This is a genomic window from Actinoallomurus sp. CA-142502, from assembly GCF_050936355.1.
Taxonomy (GTDB): Bacteria; Actinomycetota; Actinomycetes; order Streptosporangiales; family Streptosporangiaceae; genus Actinoallomurus; species Actinoallomurus iriomotensis.
Genome location: NZ_JBNJMY010000001.1, coordinates 1,716,257 through 1,736,167 on the forward strand (window position 1 = coordinate 1,716,257; position 19,911 = coordinate 1,736,167).

Below are 19,911 nucleotides of genomic sequence, written 5' to 3' on the forward strand. Positions count from 1 at the left end.
ATGCTGCACAAGATCGCGACCAGAGAGCACCCCACGGAGCACCGACGCCCTGAAACGATCAGGACGAGATCCGGTCATGGCAAGGAACCCCAGGTCAGCGCCCAAGTGAGTGGTAGGGCGCCCGGGGCTCGAACCCGGAACCTATGGATTAAAAGTCCACAGCTCTGCCAATTGAGCTAACGCCCCGCTGGTAACGAGCGTACCGGAGGGGACGGCCTCACGTGATCCTGGTCGCAGGCGACCGGGCCCCGCCCGGTCAGCGGTATGCGGAGACGCCGGTGATGGCCTCGCCCAGCACCAAGGTGTGGATCTCCTCCGTGCCCTCGTATGTGAGCACCGACTCGAGGTTCGTCATGTGCCGGATCACCGGGTACTCCAGCGTGACGCCGTTCGCGCCCAGGACCGTACGGGCCGAGCGGGCGACGTCGATCGCCGCGCGGACGTTCGCCAGCTTGCCGAACGACACCTGCTGCGGCGTCACCTCACCCGCCTCCTTGAGCCGCCCGACGTGCAGCGCGACCAGCCCCGCCTGGCCCAGGGCGATCTCCATCTCGGCCAGCTTCCGCTGCGTGAGCTGGAACGCCGCGATCGGCTTGCCGAACTGCTCGCGGCTGCCCGCGTACTCCACGGCCGCCTCGTAGCACGCGCGGCCCGCCCCGATCGCGCCCCAGACGATGCCGTACCGGGCCTCCGAGAGGCAGCTCAGCGGCCCGCGCAGCCCGCGTACCTCCGGCAGCATCGCCGACGACGGCACCCGTACGTCCGACAGCGACAGCTCCGAGGTCACCGACGCGCGCAGCGACAGCTTCTTGTGGATGTCGCGCGCCGAGAACCCGCGCGTGCCCCGCGGCACGAGGAACCCGCGGATGCCGTCGTCGGTACGCGCCCAGACGACGGCGACGTCGGCCACCGAGCCGTTGGTGATCCACATCTTGGAGCCGTTCAGGACCCAGTCGGAGCCCTCGCGCTTGGCGTGCGTGCGCATGTTCGCCGGGTCCGAGCCGTGGTCGGGCTCGGTCAGGCCGAAGCAGCCGAGCGCCTCGCCGGCGGCCATCCGCGGCAGCCACTCCTGCTTCTGGTCCTCCGAGCCGAACTTGTGGATCGCCGACATCGCCAGCGAACCCTGCACCGACACGAAGCTGCGCAGCCCGGAGTCGGCCGCCTCCAGCTCACGGCAGGCGACGCCGTACGCGACCGCGCCGGCGCCCGGACAGCCGTACCCGGACAGGTGCATGCCGAGAAAGCCGAGCGAACCGAGCTCGGGCGCGAGCTCACGCGCCGGGAAGGTGCCCGCCTCGAACCAGTCCGCGACGTGCGGCGCGATGCGTTCGGCCGTGAACCGGCGGGCCGTGTCGCGGACCAGTCGCTCCTCGTCGGTCAGCCGGTCGTCGACGCGCAGCAGATCCATGAAGACCTCCCAGGGGGTTCGACCCTCAGCGTACGTTGGGATCCATGGCCCCCCGCGACCTGGTACGCCTCCTGACCGACAAGGGGGTGCTCGGCGATCCGCGGGTGGCCGAGGCGATGACGGCCGTGCCCCGCGAGCTCTTCGTCCCCGAGGACCTGCGCGGCGAGGCGTACGACGACAAGGTGCTGATCACCAAGCGCGACGGCGCCGGCGTCGCGATCAGCTCGGCGAGCCAGCCGGCGATGGTCGCGGTCATGCTGGAGCAGCTGCGGGTCGACCCCGGGCACTCGGTGCTCGAGATCGGCGCCGGCACCGGGTACAACGCGGCGCTGCTCGGCCGGCTCGCCGGCCGGGTGATCACCATCGACATCGACGACGACATCGCGGCGGCGGCGCGCGACCACCTGGCCGGCGTGGCGAACGTCGAGGTCCGCACCGGCGACGGCTGGGCGGGCGCGCCGGACCACGCGCCGTACGACCGGATCCAGCTGACCATCGGCACCTCCGACATCTCCCGGGCCTGGCGCGACCAGCTCGCCGAGGGCGGCCTGCTCGTGCTCCCGCTGTGGCTGCGCGTCGGCGTGCAGCTGTCCGTGGCGTTCCGCCGCGACGGCGACGTGCTGCGCGGCGAGAGTGTGCGCGACTGCGGGTTCCAGCGGCTGCGCGGGCCGCACAGCGGCCCTGAGGGGTTCGTGGCGGTCGGAGGGGGAGAGTTCGTGATCCTCGACGACGCCGCGCACGCCGCGCCGCTGTGCGAGCTGCTGCGCCAGGCACCACGAGAGGAGCGCGCGCCGGTGATCGACCCGGCGGTGTTCGCCCGGATCGCGCTCACCGAGCCCCGCACGCTCGCGCTCTCGGACTTCTCCGGCGGGCTGCGGCCCGGCCTGTACGACGCGGGGAGCGTCGTGGTGATCGAGGGCGACCGCATGCTGACGTACGGCTCGCCGTCCGCCCGCGACCGGCTGATCTACGGGCTGGGCACGGCACGGCCGCTGGACCGCTCACGGCTGCGCGTGACGGTCGGGTTCGGGGACTCTCCGGCGCCGTCTCAGGGTTGGCGGTTCGTCCGGAGGTCATGCGTCATCGATGTGACCGAGGGGCCATAGGGGCTCTCTCAGGGACGGATCAGGGCAAGCCCCCATGGCGGCGGCCGTACGGGCCGGGCACGATCGAGACATGGACGAGAACATGACGCACGAGCCCACCGACACGACCGGCCCCCGCCGCCTCACCCGCACCCGCGACGGACGCATGATCACCGGCGTCTGCTCCGGCATCGCGGACTACTTCAACGTCGACCCCACCCTCGTACGGATCGGCGCGGCGGTGGTGACCCTCCTCACCAGCGGCGCGGGCATCCTGCTGTACGCCGCCGCGGTGCTGCTCATCCCCGAGGAGGGCAGGGACGTCTCCATCGCCCAGGAACTCATCACCAAGCAGACCAACCGGTCCTAGGCGGCCGCGCTGATGGCGCGGTCGTGGGTGGACGCGATCACCTCGGTGCGCACCTGGGTCCAGGACATGGCCAGCATCGTCGCCACCGTCAGGCCCGCCACACCGGCGAGGGCGACGACCGGCTCCGGCCCGAGCACCTGGGCCAGCGCGCCGCCCGACAGGATGCCGATGCCCTGGCTGGCCAGGATGCCCGACTGGGCCAAGCCGAACGCCTGCCCCCGTCCGGACGGGGGCACGGCCGCCACGAAGGCGGCGTTGGCCGCCACCTGGTAGGCACAGCCGACGCCGGACAGCGCCCACAGCACGACGACCGCCCACAGTGGCGGGCGCAGCCCCGAACCCACCAGCGGCGCGCAGGCGAGCATCGCCATCCAGCCCATCATGCGCAGCCGGTTGTCCGGCCGGACGAACCGGCTGTACGCGAACGCACCGACCACCATGCCCGTCGGCGTCGCCGACATCAGCAGCCCCACGATGAACGGGCTGTCGCCGAACGTCTTGGCGTACGGCGCGGCCAGCCCCTCCGGCAGCACGTAGAAGCCGCACAGCCACGCGAAGCACACGAGCGGCCGGAGCGTACGGTCACCGAGCACCAGGCGCCCGCCGCGGCGTGTGATCTGCCACAGCGACTCGCGGGTCTTGGCCTCGCCCGGCGGCGCCGGCCGCCGGCGTACGCCGGTCACGACGATGAGCGCCGACAGCACGAACGTCACCGCGTCGACCGCCAGCGCCTGGTGCGTGCCGACGACGAAGATCACCGCGCTGCCCGCCAGGAAGCCCATCATCTGGGTCAGCTGGTGGGTGATGTTGTTGATGGCCGAGCCCACGACGTACATGTCGCCGGGCAGCACCTCCGACAGCAGCGCGGCCCGCGCCGCCGTGAACGGCGTGCCCAGTAGCACGCTCAAGAAGACCAGCGCGCACAGGGCCGCGAACGGCATCGCCTCGAGGGCCATCAGCGCGAGCACGCCGGCCCGCGCGAAATCGCAGAAGATCATGACCCGGCGCCGGGGGAGCAGGTCGGCCAGGACCGACAGGATGGGGCCGCCCAGGATCGGCGGCAGGTAGGTCAGGGCGTACGCGACGGCCGTCTTCAGCGGCGAGTGGGTGTTGTTGTAGACGAGGACGGCCAGAGCGACCTGGGCGAACTGGTCGCCGATGTACGAAAGCGCCTGGGCCAGCCAGAGGGAACGGAACTCACCGACACCGAACACGTCGCCATAAGTGGCCTGCCGATCCAACGGCCGTCGATGTCGTCCACCCACGCGCGCTCCCCTGTCATCGCTGTCCGTGACCGGGCGGTCCCAGGGATTATCTCACGCAGCGTCGCTGAGGTGTGACCCATTGTGTGCAACCTGTGTATGGGAAAGATCACCAACCGAGTTCGTGAAGCCGTTCGTCGCCGATGCCGAAATGGTGAGCGATCTCATGCACGACGGTCACCCGCACCTCTCGTACCAGGTCGGCGCGGGTCTTGCAGACGGCCAGCAGGGGACGCCGGAAGATCGTTATTCGGTCGGGCAGGAAACCGGCGTAAGTGTCTCCGCGCTCGGTCAGCGGCACGCCCTCGTACAGGCCGAGAAGCGTTCCGACCTGCGGCGGAGGGTCGTCCTCGACCATGATGACGACGTTCTTCATGAGCCGCGTGAGCCCGGGCGGGATGGTGTCCAGCGCCTCGCCCACCAGTTCCTCGAACTCCTCGCGACTGACGTCGATCACTCTGCCATTGTGCGTGGAGAGTGACCGAAGCGAGCATAGGTACCAACGTGTTGACCCGAGTGATGACAGAAGTCCGCCGCATCACGGCGATGCGGCGTGTCCGGCTCCCTGCGCGGATCACGGCGGTGGTCGCCGTGGGACTGCTGGCGGGCTGGCTGGGGATGCTGTACGGCGGCCACGCGAACACCGACATCGGCCCGGCCGACGTCACCTTCTCCCTCCGCCCGTCCCTCTCCGGCGGCACCGTGATCGACATCCCGCCGCTGGGCACGCTGCGCCTCGACAGCCATTCCGGTCCCGTGAGCATCGACGCCCAGGTGACCCGGATCCGCCCCGAACCCGCCCAGAAACTCCTCGAGGACCCGGCCGCCGTCGACCGCCTCACCACCACGATCGGAGGTGATATTCGTCACGGTTTCATCGTCATGATCGTCAAGGCCACGCTGGCCGCGCTGGCGTGCGCCGCCCTGGCCGGCCTGGTCGTGTTCCGCACGTGGAAGCGCATGCTGTGGTCGACCCTCGCGGCCTTCAACGGCCTGCTGCTCGTCGGCGTCCTAGGTGCGGTCACGTTCGACCCGCAGTCGGTCGGGGAGCCGCGCTTCACCGGAATCCTCGCCGGCGCGCCCCAGGTCGTCGGCGACGCCAAGTCCATCGTGTCCCGCTTCGGGGCGTACCGCGCCCAACTCGCCCAGCTCATCGGGAACGTCTCTCGCCTGTACGACGTGACCTCGACGCTGCCCACGTACGAGCCCGACCCGACCACCATCCGCGTCCTGCACGTCTCCGACATCCACCTCAACCCGGTCGCGTGGAGCGTGATCCGCCAGGTCGCCAAGCAGTTCCAGATCCAGTTCGTGATCGACACGGGCGACCTGACCGACCACGGCTCCTCGGCCGAGGAGAAGTTCGCGAACGACATCTCCAAGCTCAAGATCCCGTACGTGTTCATCCGCGGGAACCACGACTCCGCCGGCACCGAACGCGCCGTACGCCGCGAGAAGAACGCGGTCGTACTGGACAACCAGGTCAAGGACGTCGGAGGCCTGCGGATCTTCGGCATCGGCGACCCGCGCTTCACCCCCGACAAGACCACCCGTGGAGACGACGTGGACGCCCGCGAGATGCTCGGCATCGGCCAGGGCGCCGCGGCGCAGCTGACGGCCTCGCACCAGGCCCCGGACGTGGTGCTAGTCCATGATCCGGCCGAGGGCCAGGCGTTCGACGGCACGGCGCCCCTGGTGTTGAGCGGCCACATGCACCAGCGCTCCACCCGCATGCTGCCCTCGGGCACCCGCCTGTTCGTCCAGGGCTCCACCGGAGGCGCCGGCATGCGAGGCCTGGAACACGAACAGCCGACCCCGATCGAGATGTCGGTGCTGTACTTCAACCGCACCAGCCACCGCCTCCAGGGCTGGGACGACATACGCCTCGGCGGCCTGGGCCTGACCTCGGCCCAGATCGAACGCACCCTCGAACCCAAGCCGGACCGCCCGATCGGCCCACCCCCGTCCGCCCGAACGCCGCTCACCACGCCTGCTTCGCCTGTTTCGCCGTCGGCTTCGCCTTCGCGTTCGCCCAGGTCAGCGAGCTCCAGCGCGGCGGGACGGCCGGGGTAGGGGAATCACTTTGGTGGTTGGGGCTGTTGTCCCCTATGCTTTCGGTGTCCCCGACGGCAGGCGGCAAGGGCAACACGGCGGCCACGCCGTCGAGTCCCCATCGTCTAGCGGCCTAGGACTCCGCCCTTTCAAGGCGGCAGCGCGGGTTCGAATCCCGTTGGGGGCACGATACCCTTCGGGGTAGCAAGGCAAGGTCCTGTGGAGCAGCTAGGAGTGCTCGCCACCCTGTCAAGGTGGAGGCCGCGGGTTCAAATCCCGTCAGGACCGCTGAGGCACCACGGTGCCGTGCGGGCAGGTAGCTCAGTCGGTACGAGCGTCCGCCTGAAAAGCGGAAGGTCGGCGGTTCGACCCCGCCCCTGCCCACCTCTCTGACCTGCTCAAAGACCCCGAGCGCAACGCGCCCGGGGTCTTTTTTGACGACAACTCTGACGACAACCGTCGCTCACAGCGGTGACCAGCGGCCTCGCCACCCAACGAGGTACACCGAGTTCACGATCGTGGCGAACTCTGACACCGGTTTAGAACAGCCCGTTCTGCTTCGGTTCGCCGGCGGCTCTGAGTGCTCGCAGCACCGGAGCCAACGCCTCCCATACCTGGTCGTATCCGCATGCCTCGCTCCGCAACTTGTGCAGGTCGCTGGCATGAGAATGCGCTCGCTCGACAGCCACGACCGCATCGTCCGCAAGCTCAGCCATCAGGTCGGTCGGCAGCGACGCCACCCACTCCACGTTCGTAGAAGGTGGCGTCATCCCGGCCAGGAGTGAGGCCGCCGCCACAGCCTCCACGCCCTCGGAGTAATTGACGGACCCGGGCGCCCTGGACACCCGCAGAACCGCCGCTCTCAGGCGCTCAGCGCGTGCGTCTCCATCACAGTCGGACAGAGCATCGAAGAAGTCCATCGCCGTGTCGTCGTCGAACGGCCCTTTTCCCCAAGTCCCCACCGGCAGACGATCTCATGGGCCCGAGCGACGCCAAAGGAGACTCTGCGCATTCCCGTCTATCCTTCCCAGCTCTGTCTTGCGGCCGGCCGGAGCGACGGCGTAGGCAACCTGGCACCCGTCGGGCGAGATCACCGGCTGCGACGGCACGACGCCGTCCGCCACCAGTTCCGCGGTCAGCTCCGGCGCGTCTTCACTCATGCACCGCGCCCTTAGAGGTTGCCTGCCGCCGGCAGCGCGGGCCGATGGATCCAGGCGGCAAGGTCCGCGGGCGCGCATTCGGCGACGCGGGCGGCGTACCGGGGAAGCTCCTCCTCGCTGAGGACCTGCCGCCACTGGCCTGTTGATCCGCTGTGGAAGAACTGGCTGTGGTCGTGATAGAAGCCGTCGTGGCTGGCTTCGGGCGCGAGCTCGCCGGCCCGGCCTTTCATGACCTCGAACGTGGCGGCCTGGACTAGGTCCGGCCAGGCTGTCTCGGTGATGGCGATCCCGAGCCGGGCTGCTATGTAGCGCATCTGCCCTTCGAGGTCATCAAGGAGGTCCTCGTAGCGCAGCAGCACGATGTTCGGCTGGTCGCGGACCTGCCAGAACGTGTCTAGATGATGAAGCATGATCTCCAGGTCGGACACGGCCTTCCCGGGCGCGGCCGGATTGACCCAGGACCAGAAGCGCTCGCGCGCGGTCCCGCTCGGCAGGGACGGAGCGGCGGCCAGCAGCTCGTCAAGGACCACGGCGCCCACGGCATCCTCCCGCAATGCGAGGGACACGGCCCGGTCGGTGTTGCTGGCATGGCTGTCCAAGGACACGGCCACGTCCCGGGGGTCCCGGCTTGCGCAGAGGTAGGTGACGCGGTCGTCGAAGGGCAATCCGTCGAGGGGCGTATGGGTCTTGATGAATCGCCGGTGCGTCTGTGCCTCGAGGTCGGCCAGCACTCCGGTGAGCGGGCGCAGCAGGACGTCCAGCCACGGCGAGATCTGGTCGAGCGGCCGGTCGAATGTCGCGCTTTTGAAGATCTCCAGGGCGCAGATCATCTGCAGCCAGGTCGTGCCGCACTTCGCCGGGGTGCTGATCACGATGTCGCCGGGACGGAACACGAACCCATCCCAGCGGGCCGAGTCCGTAAAGGAGGTCTGGTAGCGAACGCGTTCCCCCAAGCCCATGGGGGGAGAATGGCGGCAACCAGATCGGGCCGTCAACCGTGCCGTGGATGACCGGGGCGCCTCGCTAGCGCAATGACCGGAACGCGGCGCGGACCTCGGTGGTAAACAGCGTCGGTTCCTGCCAGGCAGCGAAGTGATTGCCTGGTCTGCTCGAACGTGCGGTTTTCCGGGCGTCTTCCGCGGCGCCGGCTCAGCATGCGTCAGCGCCCGGCGGGGCCACTTCAAGCCGACATAAGGATTCCGTCACCCGCCCCCAGCCCGAGCGGGGCCAGATCAAGCCGTCGTAGCCAGCCGGCCCAGCTCGCGAGGCACCACAACATGAGAAGCCGGAACAGCGTTACCGCGGCGATCAACGCGAGCGCGCCGACCTACAGCCACCGCACAAGCAGCGGAGCGAAGCGACGTTGAAACCGGACGTCGAGCAAGATCGCCAGCCTGGAGCGTAACGGCCCGGGCTTCAGCGAACCGGGTGGCGTGCCCGACTGCGAGGTCTGGAAACTCATGTGCCCAAGGGTCCCCACCCCGACTCGTCCGGTCGCACGACGAGCCGAGGGCATGGCGAACATGCATATGACCTGACGACAACGTCCCCATCCAAAGACTTACACGGGCACACGTCGACCACCGTCTGACCTCGGCTCGGATCCCGTGAGCAGGGGTGATGTCACTTCTGAAAAGCGGAAGGTCGGCGGTTCGACCCCGCCCCTGCCCACTCCCTGAGACTAGCGAAAACAGCGCCCGACCTGCATGAACGAGGTCGGGCGCTGTTCGCTGTGTCCGGTTGTGTTCGGCTGTTAACGGGTGGCGCGGGTGGCTGTGCCCAATACGTGCCCAAGTCATTGCCCTGTAGAGCTGCACCGATGCGGGCTCTGAGTGATTCGTCTTGTCCCTGCGGTCGGACACAATGCACCGTGCCGCCGAGCTCATCCACGATCATCCGGTACAGCTTGGCCCACGCCCGTGCGGTGCTCCACTCGGTGAACTGCCAGGTTCCGAAGCGCTGGACTAAGCAAACCCCAGATTGCAAGCGGCACGGTCGGCAATGCGAAGATCAGAATCGCTGGGCGTGCCGACATGGCATCCAACAGCACTCCGGCGGCCAGCGACCCGAACGGTGCGAGCACCAGCGCGATGGTACTGCGCACGCTTTCCACCCGACCTACGAGCCGGTCCGGGGTAGCAGCGAGGCGTTGGGCGACGACGACCGAGTCGGTCGCCGGGATGGCAAGCGCCACCGGCAGGATCGACGCCGCCAGAACGTATGCATTCGGCCAGAGTGTGAACAGCAGTGGCCCTGGCCATGCCAAGAGTTCGAGCAGCATGATCGCGCGGGGGGACAGCCGTCGGCGGACGACCCCGGACAGCAGCGATCCGATCAGGAGGCAGCCGCTGAACGTTGCCAGCAGCGCGCCGATGATCGTGGATGGCAGTTCCTCCTGCTGGGATACGACGACAAGGGCAAGCAAGATGCCCGGACCGATGGGGTTGGTCAGGCCGTACAGGAATGTCGTCGTACGGAGGAACGGCTGCGTCCACAGGAATCGCCAGCCCTCGGCGAGATCGGTGCGCAGCCGCCACCGACCATCCCGCTCAGACGTGACATGCGAGGATCGTGTCCGCAGCAGGATGACCGCGACCATCGAGAAGAAATACGACGCGGCGTCGATCAGAAAGGGGAATGCGCGGCTCGCTGCGTAGAGGGCGCCGCCAGCCGGCGGCCCGCCGAGCTGAGCCACTGACGACCGCGCCTGCTGCGTGGCCACCGCCGACGACAGGTCCTCCACGGGCACGATGGAGCGCAGCATCCCCGCCGCGGCGGGGTTGAAGACGGAGGAGAACGCACCCTCGACGAACGCGACGATGGGAATCTGCCAGTACGGCAGCACATTCAGCCCCAAGGTCAGGGCGATGCTGCCGACAGCGACCGCGCGGAACGCATCCGAGATGATCATCAACGCTTTGCGGTTGACGCGATCGGATAGGACGCCAGAAAGCGGGCCGAACAACACACTCGGCACCATTCGAGCGAAAGACACTACCCCGGCCAGTGCCGGTGAGTGGGTCACCGCGAGCACGACCAGTGGATAGGCGACCGCGGCGGCCTGGCCGCCGGCGCTGGACAGAAGCTGCCCGACTTGCAGCAACAGGAAATCGCGATTGCGTCTAAGCGAGTTCATATGCGCTTAGTGTCGCTTCACGGAGTCGGTGAAGCTTATCTCGAGTGCTGCTTTCCGCTTCGGGCCGGACACCGCGACAGCCAGCCGGATGTGCAGTGGCTACAGACAACCCTCCGGCGGCGGAGCTGACGAAGAGGTACCGCGAACAGGGTGGTTGCTACTCCTGAAAAGCGGAGTTCGGCGGTTCAACCCTGTCCCTGGCCACCATCCCAGAGCAGCAAGAAACAGCGCCCGACCCACATGAATATGGTCGGGCGCCGTTCGTGGGTGTCTGGTCTTAACGGCTGGCGGGAGGTGGCCACCATATCGCTGACATCCGGTCGTCTACCGGTACGCCGGATTGTGTTGCCGCCGGAGGAAGCGGCAGCGGGCCACGGAAGGCGCTCGCCGAGGGCGCCACTAGGCCCTAGCGGAGCGGCCCTGCTCAGGCGGGTTGGCCGCTTCGGTCAGGGCGGTCAGGACGGCGGCCACGGCAGGTGGGTCGGGTGGGTCGCCGTAGGTCGCGGCGTGGATCTGTCGGCGGAAGCCGGTGTCGGTGGCGTGGATGTCCTCGCGACGGTGGGCTTGCAGCGCATAGCCGGGCAGGGTGGTGACGCCCGCGCCGGCGGCGACGAGGGACTGCATGGCGACCATGTCGTCGCTGTGCGAGCCGATGCGGGGGGTGAAGCCCTCGTGCCGGCACATCGCGTTCAGCTCGGCCTGGCACCGGACGCAACCGCCGATCCAGGAGGAGAGGCGGTGGTTGGCGAGGCTGTCGTCTGGTTGCCGGCTGATGAGGTAGATCGCGTCATCGCCGACGTGGACGAGGCGGAATCCCTCGTCCTCGACCGGGTCGTCGGCGTGGCGGAAGACGAGCGCGACGTCGATTTCGCCGTGCCGCAGCATCTGCAGCGCTTCGACGGGGTGGCGGTCGAAGAGGCTCAGCTCGATTCCCGGGTACGCCTCGGTCAGTGAGGCGACCGCCTTCGGCACGATCGTGCTCAGCGTGGACGCGTTGGCGGCCAGGCGGACCCGGCCGGACTGCAGGCCGACCTGTGCCGCCAGCTCGTTGGTCGCCGCGTCGACGCGTCCGAGGATCTCGGCGGCACGGTTGGCCAGCAGGTGGCCTTCGGGTGTCAGCCGGATCCCGCGGCCGATCCGCTGAACGAGTTTGGCGCTGGTGGCTGCCTCCAGGCGGGACAGGTGGTGGCTCACCGAGGACTGGGAGTAGTGCAGGTGCTTCGCCGCTTCGGTCACCGAGCCGTGCCGGGCCACAGCGGACAGAACCTTCAGGTGCACCAGGTTGAGCATTAATCGAGAATATCGATGTGAATCCCGCAGGATTGTCATTAGACGTCATGTCATGCCTGCTCCATCCTTGAGCGAGACCCACCGCGAGGAGGACAGAGCGATGACCAGCATGGTGACCTGTGATCTTTCGATTTCGGTCGACGGATACTCGGCCGGGCTCAACCAGACCGAGGAGCGCCCGTTCGGCGACGACGGCGGCGACGGCTGGGGCTCCAAGCTCCACTCATGGATGAATGATCCGGAGGAGTCCCGGCTCCAGGCCGACTGGCTGGCGGAGACCAAGGCGTTCATCATGGGCCGCAACATGTTCGGCCCGGTGCGCGGCGAGTGGGATCGGCTGTGGAAGGGCTGGTGGGGGGACAACCCGCCGTACCACGCCCCGGTCTTCGTGCTCACGCGCTACCCCCGCGACCCGCAGCCGATGGAGGGCGGCACCACCTTCTACTTCGTCACCGACGGGATCAAGGCCGCGTTCGAACGGGCGCGCGAGGCGGCGGGAGACGGCAACATCTCCATCCACGGCGGAGCGACCACCATCAATCAGTACCTCGCCGCCGGCCTGATCGACGAGCTGCGGCTGCGCATCATGCCGATCACGCTCGGCGCCGGCACGCGGCTGTTCGACGGCGTTCCGTCGCTGAACCTCCAGCAGGTGGAGTCACGAGCGGCAGGCCCGATCACGCACCTGACCTATCGCGTGCTGCCGTGACAAGGGAGATCACCATGAGACCCGATGGCGCCCTGCAGACCTTCATCGACGATGTGGAGTCCGTGGTCGGCAGCACCGATGACGAGCACGAGATCACCAAGCGGGTCGAGGACCTGCTGTCCGCCCTCTTGGCGGGCGACTACCGGCTCCCACCCGAGGTCACACGGCCGTCGAACGATCACCACGTCAACTATCCGCTCTACATCGCTCCCGACCACGGCTGGTGCCTGGCCGCAGTCGTCTGGAACGTCGGTCAGCGCACGCCCGTGCACGGACACGAGACGTGGGGCGTGGCCGGAATCTACTCGGGATCCGAACACGAGTTCCGCTACGACAAGCCCACGGCCGCCGATGCGGGCCGCCCTCTCAAGCCGGCCGGGGAGAACGTGTGGGAGCCCGGCCAGGTCACCGTGTGCTGCACGACCGACGACGACGTCCACGCCGTCGCGGCCGTCGGCGATGTGCCCACCGTCGGGATCCACGTCTATGGAGCCGACATCTGCGCCATCGAACGGCGCTCGTACGACCCGGCGACCGGAACGGTCACCTGGTTCGTCTCCGACTGGGACACCCCAGATCCCGGAGCTGATGGACAGGCAACCGGGAGATCCTGAAGGCGGGCATGCTCGCCCAGCTCCTCATGGTCGCCAGGTATGCGAGCGCGAGGTACCGATTGTGGGTTCCTGGACTTGATCGTGCAGGTCAGGCTGCCTGTTGAATGTAGGCCAGGCTGGGGTCGCGGAAGAATCCGCCGCCTAACCAGCGGGGACTCGTACACCACACCCTCTGCCCACGACACCTGACCAGTGCGCACACCGACAAGCTGGACGAGACCCCACCCGGGGGAAGGTCGGCTCCTGACACCGACAGCCGTACCGACGCTGAACGGACCTGGCGCCACGCGGTCAGCTCTCGCGGCCGGACGCGGGCCCATCCGCAGCACAGGTGCGGTCGCAAAAGGTTTCGACGCATAAGTAGTGGCTACTCAGCGTGTTTAGATGTATGCGCACGGTCGTCGAACGAGAGGGAACCCATGCGCTTGTCATCTCCCCTGTCCCTGGGCATCGCTGCGGGCGCCGTAGCGGCGGCCGGGCTACTGCCGGCCGCACCCGGCCCCGCCCACGCCGCGACCATCAACGCCTACACCACCCCAGGCACCTACACCTTCACCGTGCCCACGGGTGTCTCCCAGATCGGCGTGGTGTTGACCGGGGGCGGCGGAGGCGGCGGCTTTGTGACGGTCAACCCTGGTTTCTCCGGGGCCGGCGGCGGCGGAGGCGGTGCCACCGCCGCCTGCACGCTGGCGGTGCGACCCGGTGACGCCCTGACCATCACCGTCGGCCCGGGAGGCGACCGAGGCGTCGACCACGCCTTTCCTGGCGAGAAATCGACCATCAGCTCTCCCAACGCCGGCGGCGCGAGCGCCCCTGGCGGCGCGGGTGGCTATGAGGAGCACGGCGGTCGAGGAGGTGCCGGCGCAGTGTGTGACGGTGCCAATGTCACCCTGGCTGTGGGCACTGCCGGCACCGACGGTCTGGGTGGAGCCTATGGGGCTGGAGGGGCAGGGGGCCCTGCCGGGGCTGGAGTAGACCGCGCCTGCCCCGCCGGGACCGGCACCGGCGGGAAGGGCAGAGACGCCAAATACCATCCCAACAGGACCGATCGTTCCCCGGGCCAACCCGGCTGCGTCGTCCTCACCTACTGACCCCCACAGGCCAGCACCAAACCCCGGTCAGTCCCCGCCGCGGCGGGGGCTGACCCACCCGTCCCGGCTCAGCGGACGTGAAGCGGGCTCGACGCTTCGAAGTGCCGCGCGCACGAGGCTGTACGCATCGCTCTTCCGGTACGACGACGAGATCCTGGGTGAACCCGCACCCGTTCGGCGAACCGGCATCGGCCAACCCTACGCTGCACCTCCGCCGACTCGACGGAGGCGCCATCGCTCCAACAGGTCACCCTCTATTTCCACCGTCAGAGCGACAGAGCCGAACGCCGGACCGACCCCGGCAGAGACCAACCTCGTCCGGTGGGTCAAGCCTTGGCACGCTGCTGCTTAAGGCGGAGTTCCTCTTGGCGGACCCGGGTTTGGATGGTCTGCTCGCGTTCTAGCCAGTCGGGTCTTTCGGCCTTCAAGGCCTCGATCTCGGCAGTGGTAAGAGGGCCTGTGATGCCGGCGCGGGCCAGGCCCGAGGCGGAGACGCGGAGCTTGGCGGCGACGACCTGGCGGGGGTGGGGGCCCTCGCGGCGCAGGTCGGCGAGCCAAGAGGGCGGGTCGGCCTGGAGTGCGTTCAGCTCGTCCCGGGAGACGACGCCCTCCTGGAATTCGGCGGGGGCTGCCGATAGCAGGATCCCCAGCTTCTTGGCCGCGGTCGCGGGCTTCATGGTCTGCGGGGTCTTCGCCTTGGACGTGCTCATGACACAGAGGGTAGCCAGCGGGAGGAGGCCGTCTGGACGCGGTTAGGGTGAGAAGGTGACCAAGAGTGAGTTTCGGCTGGCCTACGCGCCGGGAGTGACCCCCGGGAAATGGGCCGGGGTGTGGGCCGAGCGGGTACGGGAGGTGCCGCTTCGGCTCGTCCAGATGCCCACCGCCGAGGCTGTCCTCCTGCTGCGGGACGGCGGCGTGGACGCGGCGTTCGTGCGCCTGCCCGTCGACCGCGAAGCTCTCCACGTGATCCCGCTGTACCTGGAGACGACCGTGGTGGTGGTGCCGAAGGATCACGCGGTGGCCGCAGTCGAGGAGGTGGAGCTTTCGGACCTCGCCGACGAGCAGGTGTTCGAGCCGTTCGACGAGGTCCTGGCCTGGAGCGACCGGCCCGGGCAGCCCGCCTTCACCCGCCCCGAGAGCACGGCGGACGCGATCGAGCTGGTGGCGTCGGGGGCTGGCGTACTACTGCTCCCTCAGTCTCTGGCCCGTCTCCACCACCGCAAAGACCTTACGTACCGCACCGTGACCGACGCCCCTCAGTCCCAGATCGGCCTGGCCTGGCTCGAGGCCGAGACGACCGATCTCATGGAGGAATTGATCGGCATCGTCCGCGGCCGCACCCCCAACAGCTCCCGGGGCCGTACCTCCCAGCAACCACCCACCCGTAAGAAGCCCCCGCGAAAGAACTCCACTCCCAAGCCTCGCCGCCGGACGCGCCGCCCGACGTGAACAGGGTCGGTGCTGTGGTGGTCAACGGAGCCGAACGAAGTAGCGGTCGAGCTCGTTGTCAGTCGATTGCCTGGTAGAGCGTGGTCCAGAAGTCGTTCATGGCACGCGGCGAGTCCGGGGTGGAGAGTCCGACCTGGGTGAGCAGGACTCCGGTGAGCTGGTTGGTTCTGTCTGCGTAGGCGGTGGTGCCGGTACCGCCGAACCAGCCGAACTGGCCGATGGGCGTGTAGTCGCTGCGATAGGTGCGCACCGACATGCCGAAGCCCCAGCCGCCGTTCGACCCCTGGCCGGACGACATGTGGACGACATTGCGGAACATGGCTTCCCGGGCGGCTAGTTGCTCCGGCGAGAGACGGTTGGTGGTCATCAGCTCGACGGCGGCCCGGGACAGGATCCGTTCACTCCCGTACATCCCGTGGTTCAGCAGCATCTGGAAGTAGGCGTGGTAGTCGTCGGCGGTGGAGACCAGCCCGCCGCCGGCGCCCTGGAACGCGGGAGGCACGCTGGACCTTCCCCCTGCCGCCTCGTCCCACAGGACGAACTCGCCGGTCTGCGGGTCAGGCCCGTACAGGGGCGGCAGCCGGTCGATCTTGTCGGCGGGCACATGGAAACCGGTGTCCTTCATCCCCAGCGGATCGAGGATGCGGTCGCGCAGGAACGTCTCCAACGACTGACCGGCGACCCTGGAGACAAGCACGCCGACTACCTCATTACTGAGGTCGTACTGCCACCGCACTCCGGGCTGGTACTGCAACGGCAGCTCGCCGAGGCGGCGCATCCACTCGTCCGGCTCGGGCGCCGGCCCGGATGCCACGCTGTAGTCGAGACGCTCGAAGGTCGCGGCTCTGATCGGGGAAGTCATCGACTCGAAGTCCACTCCGAGCCCGAACGTGGAGGTCAGCAGGTCCCGTACGGTGATCGGCCGCTGTGCCGGCACAGTGTCGTCCAGCGGACCGTCGGGGTGCTTCAACACCTGCCGGTCGGCGAGTTCGGGCAGCCACGGATCCACCGGGTCGTCCAGCCGCAGCCTGCACTCGTCGAGCAGGATCATCGCTGCCGCCATCGTGACCGGCTTGGACGTGGACGCCATCCGGAAGATCGTGTCCCGGCGCATCGGCGCGCCACCGTCGTGACGCATCGTCCCGATCGCCTCGACGTGCGTCTGGCCGCCCCGGCTGACCAGGGCGACAAGGCCGGGAATCTTCTTGGACTCGACATGCCGCGCCAGCACGTCGCGCAGTCGACGCAGCCCTGCGTCGGAGAAGCCGCTGTCGCTTGTTCTCATGACGAATCTCCTGTTCACAGTGTTAGTTCTCACGGCGGCCCTGGTGGCTGCCTGGCCCTTCGAGCGGCCATGTGAAGAGGCTGCATCCTTGACCCAAGGTCAAGGTCAACCGCTATCGCGATCAAGGGGCGACCAGAACCGATCGCGGTCCCCCTCGGCGGCAGGGGGATGGGCTGGAACTGGTGCGCGCTATCCTCACCCCTGCGATCGTCCGGACTTCCCGACCGTCGCCGACGCGGTTCGCGAACCCGCAGCCGCCCGCGATCTGGAGGTGCGCTGAGCCGATGGCAGACGGGCTCACAATCGGTCAGGCGGCGGCGTTCGTTGGTGTCACGATCAAGACCGTGCGGCATTATCACCGGATCGGCCTGGTCGCCGAGCCGGAACGCGACGGTTCCGGCTACCGCCGTTACCGATCGGGCGAGCTGTTCCGGCTGGTCCAGGTCCGGACCCTGGCTGCGGCCGGCGTGCCGCTGGCTGAGATCGGTGACCTGCTCGACGCCGATCCCAAGACGTTCGCCGCCACCCTGGACGATATCCATCACCAGCTCACCGAACGGATCGAGGACCTGATCGCGCGCCGCGACAGGCTGCACCGTCTCGACCATGGCGACCGGGCTCTGCTGCCCGACCGGGCCTGCGCGGTCTTGGACCGACTCGCCGAACTCGATTTCAGTCCCGACTACGTGGCCGTTCAACGGGAGGCTCTGGTGCTGGCCCGGGGGCTGGTCCCGGAGATCTTCGACAGCTTCCTGACCCAGCTCGAACATTTGCTTGACGATCCCGAGTCCGTCGAGCTGACCAGGCGCGGTTGGGATGCGAGGTTCTGGGATCCGGACGACCCGCGGATCGAGGAGCTGGCGTCCATGCTGGCCGACAAGCTGCTGACCAACCGCGCGCTGCTGGCAGTGCCGACCGGGTTTCAGAACCAGTCCGACGCCGCCTCCCGGTACGGAATGGTCAACCACCACGGGGAAGACCAGGCACCGTCCATCGCCCGCTTGAACACGCTGGTCGAGGCGAACCTACGTGCAGCCGGCATCGCCGTTCCGCATCAGTGACGGCTCGCCCGGCAGACCCGGCACTGCGGCGAGACGGCGGCGCCGTATCCATGCGGACCGCGCGGATGTGAGCCCAGCGCCGGACTTCCACGCTCGGTGAGTCACGCTGCCGATATGGACGTGAACCGCCGTACTCTCACTGCCTTCGTTCCCCGTCCGCTCCTACGACTGGCGCGGTGCCTTGTCCTCCGCTCTTCAGGGATCGTCCGGCACCGGCGTCCATCGACGAAAGTCGACGGCGAACGGGAACCATCGGCCGCTGCCACGCCGCAGGCCCTTTGAGGAAGCTCACCGTATGGGTTTCTCCAGACCGGTGGCGACGTGCACGTTCACCGTCGTCACCTTTGCAGCAGTGGCCTGTTCACCGACGGAGGACGATTCCGCGCGTGCGGGGCTGGTCGCCGGGACACAGTCCGGCAAGGTGCGTGGATCCGAGTCGAGGGGAGTCAGGCACTTTCAGGGCATCCCCTTCGCCGGCCCCCCAACAGGAAAGGACCGTTGGGAACCGCCGAGGCCACCGGTTTCCTGGTCCGGGGTGCGCAACGCCACCGACCCGGGCAGCGCCTGCCCGCAGGAGCCCACTGAGCAGCCGCGGAGAGTCGTCGAGGAAAATTGCCTCTACCTCAACGTGACGGCACCCCGTAGCGATCGCACCCGGAAGAAGCCCGTGATCGTGTTTCTCTACGGTGGGGGATTCACCGCGGGGGAGGCGAGCAAGTACAAGGCCGATCGGCTGGTCCGCCAGGGAGATGTGGTGGCGGTCACCGCCAACTACCGTGTCGGCGTCTTCGGTTTCCTCGGACTGCCAGGACTGAAGAATTCGGGAAGCTTCGGAATCCTCGATCAGCAGGCGGCTCTGCGCTGGGTCCGGCGTAACATCGCGGCTTTCGGCGGTGATCCGGAGAACGTCACACTGGCCGGGCAGTCGGCGGGTGGCATCAGCACGTGCATCAACATGATGTCCCCAGGGGCGGACGAACTCTTCGACAAGGCCGTCATCCACAGCGGGCCCTGTACCAATACGGGCAACGGCCTGCTGGCGCCGGTGGCCGAGGTCGAGAAGGAAGGCAAGAAGATCGAGCGGGAGCTGCGATGCTCCAGCCTCGCCTGCATGCGCTCGAAGTCCGCCGCGGACCTGCTGGACGCCGTGGCGAAGAGCCACGCGGCGGTCGGGCGCGTGGCCTACGAGACGCCCACCCTGCCGACCCGTCCTGACAAGGCCGTTCGGACCGGCCGGATCCGCAGGATGCCGGTGCTCGTGGGATCGACTCGGGACGACGGTACGCTCGCGGCATCCGGACTACTCCCGCTCATCGGCGGGGTGACCCACGACTCGTGGCCGGCCGTCCTCAAGGGGCTGTTCGCCGCGCCGGACGATATCCCGAAGATCACCAGGCGGTATCCCGTCCGTACGAAGCAGGAGGGGACCGATCAGTTCACGGCCGTGCAGACGGATTGGGGCTTCAGCTGTCCGGCGGCGGCCATGCGGGCAGGGGTCGCATCGCGGATGCCCGTCTACGGCTTTGAGTTCGCCGATCGGAAAGCGCCGAAATGGCCGGGGCTCGGAGAACGGATGCCGTCGCTGCCCTTGGGTGCGTATCACGCCTCCGACCTGAACTACCTGTTCGACATGCCTACAAAACTGCAACCGGACCAGAACGTTCTGTCCCGGGAAATGATCGAATATTGGACGGGATTCATGTACCACGGCAATCCCAACCACCCCGGGCTGCCGGCGTGGCCTTCCGCGACGCAGGAGAACGGGTCCCCCGTCCTGTCGCTCGCTCCGGGAAGCGGAGGGATCAAACCGGTCGACGCGAGCAGCGAGCACAACTGCGCGCTGTGGAACCACCTCGGCCGCCACTGACGTGCGCGCACCTCGCACCGCCCGTACGGTCACCTCGACCCGAGGACATAGACGAAAGTCGACGACAGGTGG

The 19,911-nt window shown here is 68.2% G+C and carries 18 protein-coding genes and 4 tRNA genes; 11 read left to right on the plus strand and 11 right to left on the minus strand.

Annotated elements, in window-relative coordinates; all coding sequences use genetic code 11:
* Positions 1–110: 110 nt before the first annotated feature.
* Positions 111–186, minus strand: a tRNA-Lys gene (locus tag ACQEV1_RS08425).
* A 70-nt stretch (positions 187–256) separates the two neighbouring features.
* The gene (locus ACQEV1_RS08430; protein ID WP_433392803.1) at positions 257–1,408 is read right to left on the minus strand and encodes an acyl-CoA dehydrogenase family protein; all 1,152 of its coding nucleotides are present in this window, start codon (positions 1,406–1,408) and stop codon (positions 257–259) included.
* A 44-nt stretch (positions 1,409–1,452) separates the two neighbouring features.
* On the opposite strand from ACQEV1_RS08430, the gene ACQEV1_RS08435 reads away from it, so the two are divergent.
* Positions 1,453–2,514 carry a protein-L-isoaspartate O-methyltransferase family protein gene (locus ACQEV1_RS08435; protein WP_285621431.1) on the plus strand — a complete coding sequence of 354 codons (1,062 nt, stop codon included), beginning with the start codon at positions 1,453–1,455 and terminating at the stop codon, positions 2,512–2,514.
* Positions 2,515–2,584: 70 nt separating this feature from the next.
* Positions 2,585–2,863 carry a PspC domain-containing protein gene (locus ACQEV1_RS08440; protein ID WP_285621428.1) on the plus strand — a complete coding sequence of 93 codons (279 nt, stop codon included), beginning with the start codon at positions 2,585–2,587 and terminating at the stop codon, positions 2,861–2,863.
* On the opposite strand, the gene ACQEV1_RS08445 is transcribed toward ACQEV1_RS08440, so the two are convergent.
* Both ACQEV1_RS08445 and ACQEV1_RS08450 read right to left on the minus strand, forming a co-directional pair.
* Entirely contained in the window at positions 2,860–4,128 is a 1,269-nt protein-coding gene (locus ACQEV1_RS08445) for an MFS transporter (protein WP_285621426.1), read from the minus strand. The two genes, ACQEV1_RS08440 and ACQEV1_RS08445, sit on opposite strands and share 4 nt — an antisense overlap.
* Positions 4,129–4,234: 106 nt before the next feature.
* Positions 4,235–4,582 carry a metallopeptidase family protein gene (locus ACQEV1_RS08450; protein WP_285567608.1) on the minus strand — a complete coding sequence of 116 codons (348 nt, stop codon included), beginning with the start codon at positions 4,580–4,582 and terminating at the stop codon, positions 4,235–4,237.
* A 62-nt stretch (positions 4,583–4,644) separates the two neighbouring features.
* On the opposite strand from ACQEV1_RS08450, the gene ACQEV1_RS08455 reads away from it, so the two are divergent.
* From ACQEV1_RS08455 to ACQEV1_RS08470, 4 genes are all read left to right on the plus strand, one after another.
* Positions 4,645–6,198 (plus strand): metallophosphoesterase family protein, encoded by a 1,554-nt coding sequence (locus tag ACQEV1_RS08455; protein WP_285621424.1) that lies wholly within the window; start codon positions 4,645–4,647, stop codon positions 6,196–6,198.
* A 93-nt stretch (positions 6,199–6,291) separates the two neighbouring features.
* A tRNA-Glu gene (locus ACQEV1_RS08460) sits at positions 6,292–6,364 on the plus strand.
* Between the two features lie 26 nt (positions 6,365–6,390).
* Positions 6,391–6,465, plus strand: a tRNA-Asp gene (locus ACQEV1_RS08465).
* Between the two features lie 22 nt (positions 6,466–6,487).
* Positions 6,488–6,561 (plus strand) — tRNA-Phe (locus tag ACQEV1_RS08470).
* Between the two features lie 155 nt (positions 6,562–6,716).
* On the opposite strand, the gene ACQEV1_RS08475 is transcribed toward ACQEV1_RS08470, so the two are convergent.
* The 5 genes from ACQEV1_RS08475 to ACQEV1_RS08495 form a co-directional block, all read right to left on the minus strand.
* Positions 6,717–7,139, minus strand: coding sequence for a DUF4259 domain-containing protein (locus ACQEV1_RS08475; protein ID WP_433392807.1), 423 nt, complete (start codon positions 7,137–7,139; stop codon positions 6,717–6,719).
* Between the two features lie 12 nt (positions 7,140–7,151).
* On the minus strand, positions 7,152–7,337 hold the full coding sequence (locus ACQEV1_RS08480; RefSeq protein ID WP_433392809.1) for a hypothetical protein: 186 nt from the start codon (positions 7,335–7,337) through the stop codon (positions 7,152–7,154).
* 11 nt (positions 7,338–7,348) lie between these two features.
* Positions 7,349–8,209 (minus strand): sulfotransferase domain-containing protein, encoded by an 861-nt coding sequence (locus ACQEV1_RS08485; RefSeq protein WP_433392811.1) that lies wholly within the window; start codon positions 8,207–8,209, stop codon positions 7,349–7,351.
* A 1,010-nt stretch (positions 8,210–9,219) separates the two neighbouring features.
* Entirely contained in the window at positions 9,220–10,473 is a 1,254-nt protein-coding gene (locus ACQEV1_RS08490; RefSeq protein ID WP_433392813.1) for an MFS transporter, read from the minus strand.
* Positions 10,474–10,872: 399 nt separating this feature from the next.
* Complete coding sequence (locus tag ACQEV1_RS08495) at positions 10,873–11,763, minus strand: LysR family transcriptional regulator (RefSeq protein ID WP_433392815.1); 891 nt, start codon at positions 11,761–11,763, stop codon at positions 10,873–10,875.
* A 100-nt stretch (positions 11,764–11,863) separates the two neighbouring features.
* Between ACQEV1_RS08495 and ACQEV1_RS08500 the strand changes: the two genes are divergently transcribed.
* Positions 11,864–12,472 carry a dihydrofolate reductase family protein gene (locus ACQEV1_RS08500; protein WP_433392817.1) on the plus strand — a complete coding sequence of 203 codons (609 nt, stop codon included), beginning with the start codon at positions 11,864–11,866 and terminating at the stop codon, positions 12,470–12,472.
* Between the two features lie 14 nt (positions 12,473–12,486).
* Positions 12,487–13,086 carry a hypothetical protein gene (locus tag ACQEV1_RS08505; protein ID WP_433392819.1) on the plus strand — a complete coding sequence of 200 codons (600 nt, stop codon included), beginning with the start codon at positions 12,487–12,489 and terminating at the stop codon, positions 13,084–13,086.
* A gap of 1,417 nt (positions 13,087–14,503) precedes the next feature.
* On the opposite strand, the gene ACQEV1_RS08510 is transcribed toward ACQEV1_RS08505, so the two are convergent.
* Positions 14,504–14,887 carry a DUF5997 family protein gene (locus ACQEV1_RS08510; protein ID WP_285621373.1) on the minus strand — a complete coding sequence of 128 codons (384 nt, stop codon included), beginning with the start codon at positions 14,885–14,887 and terminating at the stop codon, positions 14,504–14,506.
* 55 nt (positions 14,888–14,942) lie between these two features.
* On the opposite strand from ACQEV1_RS08510, the gene ACQEV1_RS08515 reads away from it, so the two are divergent.
* Complete coding sequence (locus ACQEV1_RS08515) at positions 14,943–15,626, plus strand: LysR family substrate-binding domain-containing protein (RefSeq protein ID WP_285621371.1); 684 nt, start codon at positions 14,943–14,945, stop codon at positions 15,624–15,626.
* Between the two features lie 58 nt (positions 15,627–15,684).
* On the opposite strand, the gene ACQEV1_RS08520 is transcribed toward ACQEV1_RS08515, so the two are convergent.
* Positions 15,685–16,911: a serine hydrolase domain-containing protein gene (locus ACQEV1_RS08520; RefSeq protein ID WP_433392822.1), complete on the minus strand. Its 1,227-nt coding sequence runs from the start codon at positions 16,909–16,911 to the stop codon at positions 15,685–15,687.
* A 284-nt stretch (positions 16,912–17,195) separates the two neighbouring features.
* On the opposite strand from ACQEV1_RS08520, the gene ACQEV1_RS08525 reads away from it, so the two are divergent.
* Positions 17,196–17,972 (plus strand): MerR family transcriptional regulator, encoded by a 777-nt coding sequence (locus ACQEV1_RS08525; RefSeq protein ID WP_433392824.1) that lies wholly within the window; start codon positions 17,196–17,198, stop codon positions 17,970–17,972.
* A 295-nt stretch (positions 17,973–18,267) separates the two neighbouring features.
* Positions 18,268–19,839 (plus strand): carboxylesterase/lipase family protein, encoded by a 1,572-nt coding sequence (locus tag ACQEV1_RS08530; RefSeq protein WP_433392826.1) that lies wholly within the window; start codon positions 18,268–18,270, stop codon positions 19,837–19,839.
* Positions 19,840–19,911: the final 72 nt, after the last annotated feature.

What these genes read in the sequence shown, in the direction of transcription:
- ACQEV1_RS08480 (WP_433392809.1), bottom strand. Translation starts at nt 7,337, where the DNA reads ATGAGTGAAGACGCGCCGGAGCTGACCGCGGAACTGGTGGCGGACGGC.
- ACQEV1_RS08440 (WP_285621428.1), top strand. Translation starts at nt 2,585, where the DNA reads ATGGACGAGAACATGACGCACGAGCCCACCGACACGACCGGCCCCCGC.
- ACQEV1_RS08435 (WP_285621431.1), top strand. Translation starts at nt 1,453, where the DNA reads ATGGCCCCCCGCGACCTGGTACGCCTCCTGACCGACAAGGGGGTGCTC.
- ACQEV1_RS08455 (WP_285621424.1), top strand. Translation starts at nt 4,645, where the DNA reads ATGACAGAAGTCCGCCGCATCACGGCGATGCGGCGTGTCCGGCTCCCT.
- ACQEV1_RS08430 (WP_433392803.1), bottom strand. Translation starts at nt 1,408, where the DNA reads ATGGATCTGCTGCGCGTCGACGACCGGCTGACCGACGAGGAGCGACTG.
- ACQEV1_RS08490 (WP_433392813.1), bottom strand. Translation starts at nt 10,473, where the DNA reads ATGAACTCGCTTAGACGCAATCGCGATTTCCTGTTGCTGCAAGTCGGG.
- ACQEV1_RS08510 (WP_285621373.1), bottom strand. Translation starts at nt 14,887, where the DNA reads ATGAGCACGTCCAAGGCGAAGACCCCGCAGACCATGAAGCCCGCGACC.
- ACQEV1_RS08500 (WP_433392817.1), top strand. Translation starts at nt 11,864, where the DNA reads ATGACCAGCATGGTGACCTGTGATCTTTCGATTTCGGTCGACGGATAC.
- ACQEV1_RS08530 (WP_433392826.1), top strand. Translation starts at nt 18,268, where the DNA reads ATGGGTTTCTCCAGACCGGTGGCGACGTGCACGTTCACCGTCGTCACC.
- ACQEV1_RS08505 (WP_433392819.1), top strand. Translation starts at nt 12,487, where the DNA reads ATGAGACCCGATGGCGCCCTGCAGACCTTCATCGACGATGTGGAGTCC.
- ACQEV1_RS08495 (WP_433392815.1), bottom strand. Translation starts at nt 11,763, where the DNA reads ATGCTCAACCTGGTGCACCTGAAGGTTCTGTCCGCTGTGGCCCGGCAC.
- ACQEV1_RS08520 (WP_433392822.1), bottom strand. Translation starts at nt 16,911, where the DNA reads ATGAGAACAAGCGACAGCGGCTTCTCCGACGCAGGGCTGCGTCGACTG.
- ACQEV1_RS08525 (WP_433392824.1), top strand. Translation starts at nt 17,196, where the DNA reads ATGGCAGACGGGCTCACAATCGGTCAGGCGGCGGCGTTCGTTGGTGTC.